13 protein-coding genes and 2 pseudogenes are annotated in these 13,108 nt (G+C 67.4%); 12 read left to right on the top strand and 3 right to left on the bottom strand.

Annotation, left to right across the window (positions count from 1 at the left end; genetic code table 11):
- Positions 1–38 precede the first annotated feature (38 nt).
- Positions 39–1,175 carry a PQQ-dependent sugar dehydrogenase gene (locus H9L12_RS02100; protein ID WP_187542423.1) on the bottom strand — a complete coding sequence of 379 codons (1,137 nt, stop codon included), beginning with the start codon at positions 1,173–1,175 and terminating at the stop codon, positions 39–41.
- A gap of 75 nt (positions 1,176–1,250) precedes the next feature.
- Between H9L12_RS02100 and H9L12_RS02095 the strand changes: the two genes are divergently transcribed.
- From H9L12_RS02095 to H9L12_RS02050, 10 genes and pseudogenes are all read left to right on the top strand, one after another.
- Positions 1,251–2,294: a type III polyketide synthase gene (locus H9L12_RS02095; RefSeq protein ID WP_187542422.1), complete on the top strand. Its 1,044-nt coding sequence runs from the start codon at positions 1,251–1,253 to the stop codon at positions 2,292–2,294.
- A complete protein-coding gene (locus tag H9L12_RS02090) occupies positions 2,291–2,785 on the top strand; it encodes an isoprenylcysteine carboxyl methyltransferase family protein (RefSeq protein ID WP_187542421.1) in 495 nt (164 codons plus the stop codon). The genes H9L12_RS02095 and H9L12_RS02090 overlap by 4 nt, the downstream gene beginning before the upstream one ends.
- 130 nt (positions 2,786–2,915) lie before the next feature.
- On the top strand, positions 2,916–3,443 hold the full coding sequence (gene rimP / locus H9L12_RS02085; RefSeq protein WP_246450767.1) for a ribosome maturation protein RimP: 528 nt from the start codon (positions 2,916–2,918) through the stop codon (positions 3,441–3,443).
- A gap of 1 nt (position 3,444) precedes the next feature.
- Positions 3,445–5,072, top strand: a pseudogene (gene nusA / locus H9L12_RS02080) (transcription termination factor NusA).
- On the top strand, positions 5,053–5,772 hold the full coding sequence (locus H9L12_RS02075; protein ID WP_187542419.1) for a DUF448 domain-containing protein: 720 nt from the start codon (positions 5,053–5,055) through the stop codon (positions 5,770–5,772). The pseudogene nusA and the gene H9L12_RS02075 overlap by 20 nt, the downstream one beginning before the upstream one ends.
- A pseudogene (gene infB, locus H9L12_RS02070) lies at positions 5,769–8,278 on the top strand (translation initiation factor IF-2). Before H9L12_RS02075 ends, infB begins: the two are co-directional and overlap by 4 nt.
- Before the next feature lie 158 nt (positions 8,279–8,436).
- Entirely contained in the window at positions 8,437–9,132 is a 696-nt protein-coding gene (locus tag H9L12_RS02065) for an FkbM family methyltransferase (RefSeq protein WP_187542418.1), read from the top strand.
- Between the two features lie 70 nt (positions 9,133–9,202).
- The gene (gene rbfA, locus H9L12_RS02060) at positions 9,203–9,562 is read left to right on the top strand and encodes a 30S ribosome-binding factor RbfA (protein ID WP_187542417.1); all 360 of its coding nucleotides are present in this window, start codon (positions 9,203–9,205) and stop codon (positions 9,560–9,562) included.
- Entirely contained in the window at positions 9,559–10,095 is a 537-nt protein-coding gene (locus tag H9L12_RS02055; RefSeq protein ID WP_187542416.1) for a GNAT family N-acetyltransferase, read from the top strand. The genes rbfA and H9L12_RS02055 overlap by 4 nt, the downstream gene beginning before the upstream one ends.
- Positions 10,095–10,715, top strand: a complete 621-nt coding sequence (locus H9L12_RS02050) for a thymidine kinase (protein WP_187542415.1) — start codon at positions 10,095–10,097, stop codon at positions 10,713–10,715. Before H9L12_RS02055 ends, H9L12_RS02050 begins: the two co-directional genes overlap by 1 nt.
- Before the next feature lies 1 nt (position 10,716).
- On the opposite strand, the gene H9L12_RS13860 is transcribed toward H9L12_RS02050, so the two are convergent.
- Together H9L12_RS13860 and H9L12_RS02045 are read right to left on the bottom strand one after the other, a co-directional pair.
- Complete coding sequence (locus tag H9L12_RS13860; protein ID WP_281399793.1) at positions 10,717–10,839, bottom strand: hypothetical protein; 123 nt, start codon at positions 10,837–10,839, stop codon at positions 10,717–10,719.
- Entirely contained in the window at positions 10,836–11,720 is an 885-nt protein-coding gene (locus H9L12_RS02045) for a hypothetical protein (protein WP_187542414.1), read from the bottom strand. Before H9L12_RS02045 ends, H9L12_RS13860 begins: the two co-directional genes overlap by 4 nt.
- Before the next feature lie 67 nt (positions 11,721–11,787).
- Here H9L12_RS02045 and truB point away from each other — a divergent pair, with 67 nt between their 5' ends.
- Together truB and rpsO are read left to right on the top strand one after the other, a co-directional pair.
- Positions 11,788–12,684 carry a tRNA pseudouridine(55) synthase TruB gene (gene truB, locus H9L12_RS02040; protein ID WP_187542413.1) on the top strand — a complete coding sequence of 299 codons (897 nt, stop codon included), beginning with the start codon at positions 11,788–11,790 and terminating at the stop codon, positions 12,682–12,684.
- Between the two features lie 19 nt (positions 12,685–12,703).
- A complete protein-coding gene (rpsO, locus tag H9L12_RS02035; RefSeq protein ID WP_187542412.1) occupies positions 12,704–12,973 on the top strand; it encodes a 30S ribosomal protein S15 in 270 nt (89 codons plus the stop codon).
- The last annotated feature ends 135 nt before the right edge of the window (positions 12,974–13,108 follow it).

Here is a 13,108-nt window from a genome sequence, read left to right as displayed (position 1 = left end):
ACGTCCGCTATGGATCGAAAGCGGACATCCTCGCGCGTCTACTTGACCGGGTCGAGGCGCAGCAGGCGCCCCTTGTCCTCCAGCAAATAGATCGTGCCGTCGGGCGCTTCCTCGACCTCGCGGATCCGCCCGCCCATCGGCCACTCGTCCGCCTTGGCCGCCTTGTCGCCGTCGAGGTCGACGCGGATCAGCGCCTCGCCCGACAGCGCGCCGACCAGCGCATCGCCGTTCCACCCCGGATATTTGTCGCCGCGAACGATCATCAATGAACCCGGGGAAATCGACGGAGTCCACCACACCTTGGGCGCTTCGAATCCGTCGCCCGGCTTATGGTCGGGAATGTCCTTGCCGCCATAATGGCTGCCATTCGACGCGCGCGGATAGCCGTAGTTCTTGCCCGCCGCGATCAGGTTGACCTCGTCGCCGCCCTCCGGGCCCATCTCGCTTTCCCACAGGCGACCCTGGGCGTCGAACGCCAGCCCAAGCAGGTTGCGGTGGCCGTAGCTCCAGATTTCCGCGCTGACCCTGCCGCGCGAAGCGAAGGGATTGCCGGGCGCGGGCTGCCCCTCGGCGGTCAGGCGAAGGACCTTGCCCAGGTTGCCGGACAGGTCCTGCGCAGGCTCGAACTTCTGCCGTTCACCGGACGTCAGGTAGAGGAAGCCGTCGGGGCCGAACGCCATGCGATGCGAGAAATGGCCGTTGCCTTCGACCTTCGGGTTCTGGCGCCAGACGGTCCTGAAATCCATGAGGCTCATCGTGCCACCGGTGTCGACCAGCTGGCCATAGCCCATCGCCGCGCCGCTGGTGCCGTTCGGGCCGGCTTCGACCCACGTCAGGTAGACGCGCCGGTTATTGGCGAAGTCGGGGTGGACGATGACATCGCCAAGTCCGCCCTGACCGGCGACGTACGGCGCCGGGATGCCGGTCACTTCCTTGCGCTGGCCACTGCCGGCGTCGACCAGCCACAATTTGCCGTCCTTTTCGGTCACCAGCGCCTGGTTTCCGCGACCGGGCAGGAACTGCATGGCCCAGGGAGTGCCGAACGAAGCCACCTCACGCGCTTCGAACGGCTTCGATGCCGAGGCGGGTGCGGCCGAGCTGGCATCGGGCGACGCCTGGCAGGCACCCAGGACCATCGCCGTTGCCAGCAGCGGTTGAAGCAATCGATTCCGCATCCTTTTTCCTCCGTCGCGCGTAACAATGTCCAAGCGGCAGATTCGCTGCCTGACGATCAAGCGAAGGTCCGCGCCTTGCAATCCACCCGCCTGCTGTCGGTCGCCACCGCGGTGCCGCCGACGATCATTTCCCAAGCCGACGCCAAGCGGCTTGGTCGCGAGCTGTTCGGCGGACGCAAGCTATTGTTCGACCGGCTGGCGGGCGTGTTCGACAATGCCGGCATCGACCAGCGACATATCGTCGCGCCGGTCGACTGGTACCGCGAGCAACACGGCTGGGGGGAGCGCAACCGGGTCTTCCTCGACGCGGCCGACACGCTGTTTATCGACGCGGCAACGAAGGCGATCTCCGGGGCCGGGCTACAGCCGACCGACATCGACGGGATCGTGACCGTATCGACCACCGGAATCGCGACACCCAGCCTGGAGGCGCGCAACGGGCCGGCGATCGGGCTTCGTCCGGACGTCCGGCGAGTGCCGGTCTTCGGCCTGGGCTGCGCAGGCGGCGTGTCGGGCCTTGCCACCGCCGCCCGGCTGGCGGCGGCGGAGCCGGGCACTCGATGGTTGTTCGTCACTATCGAGACCTGCTCGATCTCGATCCGCCTCGACAGCGACGACCCGGCGGCCATCGTCGCCACCGCGCTGTTCGGCGACGGGGCGGCCGCCGCGATCGTGTCCACCGCGGGCGACGGCATCGCCACCATCGCCGGCGCGGGGGAGAAGCTGTGGCCGGACACGCTGGGCATCATGGGCTGGCGGGTCGAGGACCCCGGCCTCGGCGTCGTCTTCGACCGGGCCATTCCGCCGTTCATCGAGGCCGAGTTGGCCGTCGCCGTCGACGGTATCCTTGCCGCAAACGGGCGAACGCGGACCGACATCTACCGCTTCTGCTGCCACCCTGGCGGGATCAAGGTGATCGATGCGATCGAGACCGCGCTGACGCTCGAACCGCAGGCGCTGGACGTGGAACGCGCGGTGCTGCGCGACTTCGGCAACATGAGCGCGCCGACCGTGCTGTTCGTGCTTGAGAACCTCATCGCGCGGGGCCTGCCCGGACGGACGATGATGACCGCCTTCGGACCGGGTTTCACCTGCGCCGGACTGTTGCTCGACCGATGACCCCCCTCTGGCCGCATATTGCCATCCTCGGCTTCGTCACGCTGCAGCGGCTGGTGGAGCTACCCATCGCCCGCGCCAACACGCAGGGCCTGCTGGCGCGTGGTGGCCGCGAGGTCGCGCCGGGGCATTACCCCTTCATCGTCGCGCTGCACGCGTCGTGGCTCGCGGCGCTGTGGTGGTTGGCGCCGGGCGAGCCGATCTCGATTCCGTTGCTCGTCCTGTTTGGCCTTTTGCAGGTGATACGCGTCTGGACGTTGCAGACCCTCGGGCCGCGTTGGACGACCCGGATCATCGTCGTGCCCGGCGAAACGCTGGTCGCGCGCGGACCCTATCGCTTCCTCCACCACCCCAACTATTTCGTCGTCATCGGCGAGATCGCCGTGCTGCCGCTGGTGTTCGGCCTGTGGCAGCTCGCGTTATTGTTCAGCCTCTTGAACGCCGCGATCCTGACCGTCCGGATTCGCGCCGAGGACCGGGCGCTGGGCCGCTAGACTCTTCGCGCTTGCGACTCCCCTTGCCGAGGCCTATATGGCCCTCACTCTCCTCGACATCGTCAAGACGTTGGGGCCGGGCCGGGGTCGGTCCGGCAACGGGAGCTGCTGGATTTCATCGAGGACCTGTTTGACCGACACCGCTGCCATCGCCCGACTGATCGAACCCGCCGTCAAGGAACTGGGGTTCGAGCTGGTGCGCGTGGCGATGATCGGCGGCAAGTCCGACCCGACGCTGCAGGTGATGGCCGAACGGCCCGATACGCGTCAGCTGCACATCGACGATTGCGCCGACCTGTCGCGCAAGCTGTCGGACATCCTGGACGAGGCCGATCCGATCGAGGAGGCCTATCGCCTGGAAGTCAGCTCGCCGGGCATCGACCGGCCGCTGACCCGCCGCGCCGACTATGCCGACTGGGCAGGCCATGAAGCGCGCATCCGCTTCGAGCAGCCGGTCGACGGCGCCAAGCAGGTTTCCGGCATCATCGAGGGCATCGACGGCGACACCATCCGCGTCGCCACCACCATGGGCGAACGCACCGTCGATTTCGCCAACATCGCGTCGGCCAAGCTGGTCTTGACCGACAAGCTCATCAACGCCACCGCGCCGCTCAGCACCGACGGCGCCGAAGAAATTTTCGAGACAGAGGAAGACTAAGATGGCCACTGCCGCACCTGCTGCCGCCACCGCCAACAAGGCCGAGCTGCTCGCCATCGCCGACTCCGTCGCGCGCGAAAAGCTGATCGACCGCGGCATCGTCATCGAGGCGATGGAAGACGCCATCCAGCGCGCCGCCCGTGCCCGCTACGGCGCCGAGAACGACATTCGCGCCAAGCTTGACCCGAACACCGGCGATCTTCGCCTGTGGCGCGTGCTGGAGGTGGTCGAGGAAGTCGACGATCACTTCAAGCAGGTCGACCTGAAGGGCGCGGAGAAGCTTCAGAAGGGTGCCGCGCTGGGCGACTTCATCGTCGATCCCCTGCCCCGATCGAATTCGGCCGCATCGCCGCCCAGGCCGCCAAGCAGGTCATTTTCCAGAAGGTCCGCGACGCCGAGCGCGAGCGCCAGTATGAGGAATTCAAGGATCGCGCCAACGAGGTCATCACCGGCGTCGTCAAGCGGGTCGAGTTCGGCCACGTCGTCGTCGATCTTGGCCGCGCCGAGGGCGTCATCCGCCGCGACCAGCAGATCCCGCGCGAAATGGTCCGCGTCGGCGACCGTATCCGCAGCCTGATCATGGCGGTCCGCCGCGAAGTGCGCGGGCCGCAGATCTTCCTGTCGCGCGCCCATCCGGAGTTCATGAAGAAGCTGTTCGCGCAGGAAGTGCCGGAAATCTACGACGGCATCATCGAGATCAAGGCCGCCGCCCGTGACCCGGGCAGCCGCGCCAAGATCGGCGTCATCAGCTACGACAGCTCGATCGACCCGGTCGGCGCCTGCGTCGGCATGAAGGGCAGCCGCGTCCAGGCGGTCGTCCAGGAATTGCAGGGCGAAAAGATCGACATCATCCCGTGGAGCGAGGACACCGCGACCTTCGTCGTCAACGCGCTCCAGCCCGCGACCGTCAGCCGCGTCGTCATTGACGAGGAAGAAAGCCGCATCGAGGTCGTCGTCCCCGACGACCAGCTGAGCCTGGCCATCGGCCGCCGCGGCCAGAACGTCCGCCTCGCGTCGCAGCTAACCGCGTCGCAGATCGACATCCTGACCGAGGCCGACGCTTCCGAAAAGCGCCAGCGCGAGTTCGTCGAGCGTTCCGAGATGTTCCAGAACGAGCTCGACGTCGACGAGACTCTGGCCCAGCTGCTGGTCGCCGAAGGATTCACCAGCCTGGAGGAAGTCGCCTACGTCGAAGCCGACGAAATCGCCTCGATCGAGGGTCTGGACGATGACATCGCGGGCGAGTTGCAGAGCCGCGCCGGCGAAGCGCTGGAACGCCGCGAGGCCGCTGCCCGCGAGGAACGCCGCGCCATGGGCGTCGACGACGCGCTGGCCGAGCTGCCCTACATGACCGAAGCGATGCTGGTCACGCTGGGCAAGGCCGGCATCCTGACGCTCGACGACCTCGCCGACCTCGCCACCGACGAGCTGATCCAGAAGAAGCGCGTCGAGCCGCGCCGCCGCGCCGACGCGCCCAAGCGGGCCGAGGACAAGGCCGGCGTGCTCGCCGAGTACGGCCTCAGCGAAGAGCAGGGCAACGAGATCATCATGGCCGCGCGCGCGCACTGGTTCGAGGACGAACCCGCCGCCGACAACGAGGAGGCCGCCGATGCGGAATCCTCGCAATGATCCGCTAGTCGCCGACAGCGACGTGGTTGAAGGCGCGGGTCCGGAACGGACCTGCGTGCTGACCCGCGCCTGCCGCCCCAAGGACCAGCTGATCCGCCTCGCGCTGTCCCCCGACGGCGTCGTCGCCCCCGACGTTCGCGCCCGAGCGCCGGGCCGCGGTGCGTGGATCGGCGTCGGCCGGGCCGAGCTCGACGAGGCGAATGCCAAGGGCAAGCTTCGCGGCGCGCTCAACCGGGCGTTCAAGTCGCAGGGCGTCACCGTCCCCGCCGACCTTGGCGCGCTGGTCGAGACCGCGCTTCGCCAGGCGGCGCTCGACCGGCTTGGCCTAGAGGCGCGCAGCGGGACGCTGGTCAACGGCGCCGAGCGGGTTGAGCAGGCCGCGCGCCAGGGTAAGGTTCACCTCCTGATCCACGCCGCCGATGCGGGTGAGGACGGCAATCGCCGCCTCGACCAGGCATGGCGCGTCGGCGGCGGCGAGCCGCAGGGAGTGGTTTTTCCCGAAGGACGCACCATCTTGTCGATGGCGCTTGGGCGCGAAAATGTGGTACATTGCGCGCTGACCGATCCCGCCGCCGCCCGGCGGGTCCGCCATGCCATCGACCGGTGGCAAGCTTTCATTGATCCCCTCGCTGGGTTAGAGCGCGCCTCCGATGGCGGCTCGCGCCCGGCCGACTTGACGAAGAACGAAGGAAACGCATGACCGACCAGAGCGACAAGCCCAAGCTTGGTACCCGGCCGCCGCTGGGCCTCAAGCGCACGGTCGAGACCGGCAAGGTGAAGCAGAGCTTCAGCCATGGCCGCTCGAACACCGTGGTGGTCGAGGTCAAGAAGCGCCGCATCCTGGGCAAGCCCGGCGAAGCGCCCGCCGCCGCGCCCGAGCCCAAGGTAGAGGCCGCCGCGCCCGCGCCCGCGCCCGCGCCGAAGCCGGTGGCGCCCGAGCCCAAGCCCGCGCCGCGCCGCCCGGTCGACGATATCGCCGCCCGCAAGGAAATGCAGGAGCGCTTGCTGCGCGAGGCCGAGGAAGCGCGCATGGCGAGCCTGGAAGAGGCCCGCCGCCGCGAAGACCGCTCCAGGCAGGAGCAGTCCGAGGAAGAAAAGCGCCGCGCCGAGGAAAACCGCAAGGCCGAGGAAGCCGCCGCGGCCGAAGCCGCGCGCCTGGCCGAGGAAGCGAAGAACGCCCCCGCGCCCGCCCCGAGGCACCGGCCACGGCTGCCGCTGGCGCCGAGGAAGAGCGCCGCTTTACGCGTCCGGCCTCCGCGCCTGCGCCGCGCCGTCCGGAGCCGGCCCGTCCGGGCCAGAACCGCGGCCGCGACGACCGCCGCCATTCGGGCAAGCTGACCGTCAGCCGCGCCCTGTCGGGTGAGGACGACAGCCGCGCTCGCAGCCTCGCCGCGCTCCGCCGTGCGCGCGAAAAGGAAAAGCGCGCCCACATGAGCGCCGGGCCGTCGGTAAAGCAGGTCCGTGACGTCGTCGTCCCGGAAAGCATCACCGTCGGCGAACTCGCCAACCGCATGGCCGAAAAGGCTGCGGACCTGGTCAAGTCGCTGTTCAAGATGGGTATGATGGTCACCGTCAACCAGACGATCGACCAAGACACCGCCGAGCTCCTGGTCACCGAGTTCGGCCACAACATCAAGCGTGTCAGCGAAAGCGATATCGACATCGACAGCGCCAGCGACGTCGATGCGGACGAAACCCTGCAGACCCGCCCGCCGGTCGTGACCATCATGGGCCACGTCGACCACGGCAAGACCTCGCTGCTCGACGCCATTCGCGGCGCATCGGTGCAGTCGGGCGAAGCCGGCGGCATCACCCAGCACATCGGCGCCTACCAGGTCGCGCTGAAGGACAAGTCGAAGGTCACCTTCCTCGACACGCCGGGCCACGAAGCGTTCAGCGAAATGCGCGCCCGCGGCGCCAACGTCACCGACATCGTCGTGCTGGTCGTCGCCGCCGACGATGGCCTGAAGCCGCAGACGGTCGAGGCGATCAACCACACGAAGGCGGCCGGCGTGCCGATGATCGTGGCGATCAACAAGATCGACAAGCCGGAAGCCAAGCCGCAGCGAGTCCGCGAAGAATTGCTGCAGCACGAGATCGTCGTCGAACAGCTGGGCGGCGACGTCCAGGACGTCGAGGTGTCGGCGCTGAAGAAAACCAACCTCGAAGGGCTGATCGACGCCATCAACCTGCAGGCCGAAATACTGGAGCTGAAGGCCAACCCCGACCGCGCCGCGGAAGCGACGGTGGTCGAGGCCAAGCTCGACAAGGGCCGCGGCCCGCTGGCGACCGTGCTGGTGCAGCGCGGCACGCTTCGCGTTGGCGACGTCATCGTCGTCGGCGCCGCGTCGGGCAAGGTCCGCGCCATGCTCGACGACCATGGCCGGCAGGTTAAGGAAGCCGGTCCGTCGTTCCCGGTCGAGGTGCTCGGCCTGGGCGCCGTGCCATCGGCGGGCGACCAGCTGACCGTGGTCGAGAACGAGGCGCGCGCCCGCGAAGTCGCCGCCTATCGCCAGGGCGTGCTCGACAAGAAGCGCACCACCTCGGCACCGCTCAGCCTGGAGAACATGTTCGCCAACCGCGCCTCGACGACCATCGAATTCCCGCTGGTCATCAAGGCCGACGTGCAGGGCTCGGCCGAAGCGATCGTCAGCGCGGTCAACAAGATCTCGACCGACGAGATCCGCGTCCGCGTGCTGCATTCGGGCGTCGGTGCGATCACCGAAAGCGACGTGACGCTGGCCGCCTCGACGGGAGCGCCGATCATCGGCTTCAACGTCCGTCCCAACGCCAAAGCGCGCGAGGCGTCGGACCGCAACAAGGTCGAGCTTCGCTACTACGACGTCATCTACCACCTCACCGACTGGGTGAAGTCGGCGATGGCGGGTGAGCTTGGTCCGGAAGTTATTGAGACCGTCGTCGGCCGCGCCAAGGTCCAGGAAGTCTTCCCGGCCGGCAAGCGCGACAAGGCCGCCGGCCTGCTGGTGCTGGAAGGCGCGATCCGCAAGGGTCTCAACGCCCGCCTCACCCGCGAGGACGTCATCGTCAGCCGCACGACCATCTCGTCGCTTCGCCGCTTCAAGGACGACGTATCCGAAGTGGTCGCGGGCACCGAGTGCGGCGTCCTCCTGGCCGACACCAACGACATCAAGCCGGGCGACATGCTTGAAGTCTTCGAGACGGAAGAGCGCGCACGCACGCTGTGACGGACGGGCCAACCGACGAACAGGTCCGCGAGCGCCAAGGCTGCGCGGAAGTCTTCATCGGTTGCCTTGGCGACCTGGGTTGCTTGTGGCTGGCCGCCAGCTGCCTGGCGATCGTGCTTGTGCCCATTATTTTCGGGCAAGGCCAATAAGGCGGGACGATGTTTAAAAGGCTGGTTCACGACATCGCCTATCGCTTCGGCGCGGAGATCCACAACGAACCGGGTCTCCGCCGCTTCCTCGACCATCGCAAGGTCGACCTGGTGCTCGATGTCGGCGCCAACCGCGGCCAGTATGGCACGATGCTCCGTGAGCGCGGCTATCGCGGCCGCATCTGGTCGTTCGAACCGGTCGCCGCCGCCTATGACGACCTGTCGGCCATCGCCAAGGCCGACGGAAACTGGACGACCACCCGGGCGGCGGTTGGCGCCAGGAAGGGCGAGGCGACGGTCAACGTCACCCGCAACGACGTGTTCAGCTCCATCCTTCCCGCGTCTGACTATGGCGCCGCGAACTACCGGTCGCTGGAAAAGGTGCATGTCGAGCGGGTGCCGCTGGTAACTCTGGATTCGACGCTCAAGGGGAACGACGCGAGGGCGATCTTCCTCAAGATCGACACCCAGGGGTTCGAGAAGGCGGTGCTTGATGGCGCGGGCAAACTGTTGAAGAGCTGCGCCGGCGTTCAGCTCGAGATCCCGGTCGAGCGGCTTTATGAAGGTGTCTGGACCTTCCCAGAGGCGATCGTCGAGCTTGACGGCATGGGATTCAGCCCGGCGCAGTTCCACATGGTCAACAGCCTGCCCGACGATCCCGCCAGCGCGGTCGAATTCGACTGCGTTTTCCGGCGGAAGACGTAACCCGATCTTGGAGTTAGAAAACCTCAATGGCCCGGCATAACGACACCTCCCCGAAGGACGCAGCGTCCGATTGCTGCGCGTTGGCGAGCAGGTGCGTCACATCCTGAGCGACATCCTGCAGCGGGGCGATGTCCACGACGACACGCTGCAAAGCCATCTCGTCAGCGTCACAGAGGTGCGCATGTCGCCCGACCTTCGCCACGCGACCGTGTTCGTGAAACCGCTGCTCGGCCAGGACGAGGCGGTCGTGCTGAAGGCGCTGCGCACCAACACCGCCTATCTGCAGCGCGAGGTCGCCCAGCGCGTGAGCATGAAATATGCCGCGCGCCTCAAGTTCCTGGTCGACGAGAGCTTCGACGAAGGCGGCAAGATCGACCAGATCCTTCGCAGTGAGCATGTGGCGCAGGACCTGGACGATGAGGCCGAATGAGCGGCCTTGCCGCGCCGATCGAAGGTGATGGCGTTCGTGCGGTGCCGATGACCGAGGCGCATCGCCCGGCGTTGAAAGCCGCCTGCGCCGAAGACCCGGAAATTTGGGAAATCTACGCGACCAATTTCGGTCGCGAGGCGTTCGACGCCAGCTTCGACAAGATCATGGCCCTGCCGTGGGTGCGCTTCGTGCTGTTCGATGCGGATGGCGAGACGATCGGAATGAGCTGCTTCCTCGGCATCGACGAAGCCCGCGGCGTGCTGGAGATCGGCAATACCTATTACCGTCCGCGCTATCGCGGCACCGGCATCAACCGCCGGATCAAGGACATGATGATGCGCCGCGCCTTCGACTGCGGATACCGCCGGATCGAGTTCCGAGTCGACGCGCGCAACGCCCGGAGCCAGGCGGCGATGACCAAGCTGGGCGCGGTGCGTGAGGGCGTCATGCGCGCCGACCGCATCACCTGGACCGGCCATGTCCGCGACACGGTGCTGTTCTCGATCCTGCGCGACGAGTGGGAGGCGCGCTGATGGCCAAACTCTATTTCTACTACGCGGCGATGAACGCGGGAAAATCGACGACGCTGCTGCAAGCCGACTTCAACTATCGTGAGCGCGGCATGGGCACGATGCTGTGGACCGCGGCGCTCGATGATCGGCAGGGTGACGGCGTTATCGGCTCTCGCATTGGCCTCGCCACCGATGCGCACCGGTTCGCCCCCGACATCGACCTGTTCCAGGCGATCGGCGATGAGATCAAGCAGCGTCCGCTCGATTGCGTGCTGGTCGACGAGGCGCAGTTCCTGACGACCGGCCATGTGCTGCAGCTCACCCGCGTCGCCGACGAGATTGGCATTCCCGTGCTGTGCTACGGCCTGCGGACCGATTTCCAGGCGCAGCTGTTCCCGGGATCGGCCGCCCTGCTGGCGCTGGCCGACAGCCTGATCGAATTGAAGGCAGTCTGCGAATGCGGGCGCAAGGCGACGATGAACCTTCGCGTCGACGCCGAGGGGCTGGCCGTCGCCGCCGGGGCGCAGACCGAGATCGGCGGCAACGACCGCTATGTCGCGCTGTGCCGCAAGCATTTCTTCGAACGGCTGCGCGAGGGTGAGGCCCGCCAGCTGTCTCTCGGCCTGTCGCGCCGGCCCTGACCTATTCGTCCTCGCTCTCGTCGATGACGAGGTCCGGATCGTCCCGCCGCGGCAGGTAACGCCACAGGATGAGCACGTTGATGGCGATGGCGCAAAGCTGCGTCAGGCCCGCAGCCGCGATCATCGCCGCCGGCTCGCCGCTCCAGACGACCAGCCCGATCGCCGCCCCCCGGTGAACAGCGCAAACAGGATGAAGCCGCTGCGGCGGTGGGGCATGTAGGGCTCCAGCCGGCTGTGCCAGTTCAGCCCACGCCCGGTCCGGGCGGCGAAATTGCCGAACGGACCGAACACGGTGAGGATGTTCTTGGTCAGCCGGTAGGTCAGCAGGCGACGGCTGGTGACGACGGTGTTGCGTGCCACCTCGGCGAAGCGCAGCGGTTCGTCGGTCTGCCGCTCATTCTCGGCCGGCGGGCGCGGGATGAGCTTCATCACGATCGTCGCGATCCATTCGCGCAGCCCGTAGGCGACCGCGAGGCCCGGCAGGCCAGCCCCCATCGCCCACGCCGCCAGCGCAGCGGCAAGCGCGCTTCCCGACACGATCAGCCGGAAATAGGGCGACGTGGCATTGATATCGGCGCCGCGGTAAGCGCGAGCCGGCAGGCCGTTCGCCACCAGCGGCAGGGCCATCGCCAGCGCCTGCTGTCCGGCTTCGAACAGCGCCATGCTGGCCAGCGTGACGATGGCAAGGGCCAGCGCAAGGCCCGCCCCTTGCATCAGGAAGGTGTTGCGGCGGCTCTTTCGCCACACGGCGGCGGGGGCATCGCGGCGGGCGCGAAGCGGGCCCACGGTCGAAAGGTCGACCAGCATGACGATGGCGCGCAACAGGACCGTCGCCGACAGCAGTCGCGCCGCGTCGGCATGGCCGACCGCCAGCGCCGATACCGCCCAGAAGGCGATCGCGGCGGCCATCGGCAGATATTCGCGGGCGGTGAGGTGGACGGCCTTGCGCGCCACCTTGCGGCTCCGGGTGCGCAACTTGCTTCGGGAGGGCGGTTGCTCGTTCATCGGGCGCGGCGCCGCTTATGAGCCGCGGCCATGGCATTGTCCACGCCAAGCCCCTACAGGCCCGCCCATGACGGCGACCCCCTTGCATGGCTGGATCATCATCGACAAGCCGGTCGGCAAGGGATCGACGACCTGCGTCGGCTGGGTCAAGCGCGCGCTTCGGGAGGCGGGGGTGTCGAAGGGCCGGGTCGGTCATGGCGGGACGCTCGATCCGTTGGCGTCCGGCGTGCTTCCGATCGCGATCGGCGAAGCGACCAAGCTGGCCGGCCGGATGCTCGACGCGACCAAGGCTTACGACTTCACCATCCGCTTCGGCGCCGAAACCGACACGCTCGACCTGGAAGGCGCGATCATCGCCACCAGCGAGGTCATTCCGACCGAGCAGGACGTGCGCGCCGTCCTGCCCCGCTTCACCGGACCGATCGAGCAGGTGCCGCCCGCCTACTCCGCGCTGAAGGTCGACGGGCAGCGCGCCTACGACCTTGCGCGCAAGGGCGAGGCGGTCGAACTCAAGACCCGCGCGGTAAAGATCCACGCGCTCGACCTGGTCAAGTTCGCGCCCGGCGAGGCGACCCTGTCGGCGACCGTCAGCAAGGGCACCTACATCCGCAGCCTCGCCCGCGACATCGCGCTGGCGTTGAATTCGCGCGGCCACGTCACCATGTTACGCAGGACGCACGCCGGGCCGTTCGGCCTTGATCAGGCGATATCGCTGGACTTTCTGGACGAAGCCGCTAAGGCGCGCACCCTTGACGAGGTGGTTCTCCCGCTACGCGCGGGGCTGGACGACATCCCGGCCCTCCCCGTCACTCCCGATGAAGCGCAGCTGCTCCGTCATGGACAGCGGCTTTGCGGGAAGCCCGTAAATCCGGGTCTCTACCTTGCCACCGACGAGACACGTCCGGTGGCGCTGGTCGAGGTTTCGGACAGCGACGTCAACGTCGTGCGCGGGTTCAACATCTAGAAACGACAAGGAGTATGTGATGTCGATTACCGCTGAGAAGAAGTCGGAATTGATCAAGGAACACGCCCGCGAAGACGGCGACACCGGTTCGCCCGAAGTGCAGGTCGCGATCCTGACCAGCCGCATCCAGACGCTGACCGAGCATTTCAAGAGCCACGCGAAGGACAACCATTCGCGCCGCGGCCTGCTGATGATGGTCAACAAGCGCCGCAGCCTCCTGGACTATCTCCGCAAGAAGGATGCCCAGCGCTACACCGACCTGATCGGCAAGCTCGGCCTCCGCAAGTAACTTCACGAGGGCGCCTTCGGGCGCCCTTTACCTATCTGACGCCCTCGCAATTCGGCGTGGGGCGCAGGACCCGGGCAGGAACGAACGCCCCACCCCGCCGCGGGCCGGATTGCCCGCACCAGATGAACCCGCGGA

Source organism: Sphingomonas rhizophila (assembly GCF_014396585.1).
Lineage (GTDB): Bacteria > Pseudomonadota > Alphaproteobacteria > Sphingomonadales > Sphingomonadaceae > Sphingomicrobium > Sphingomicrobium rhizophilum.
This window is presented reverse-complemented; position numbering and strand designations above follow the sequence as displayed.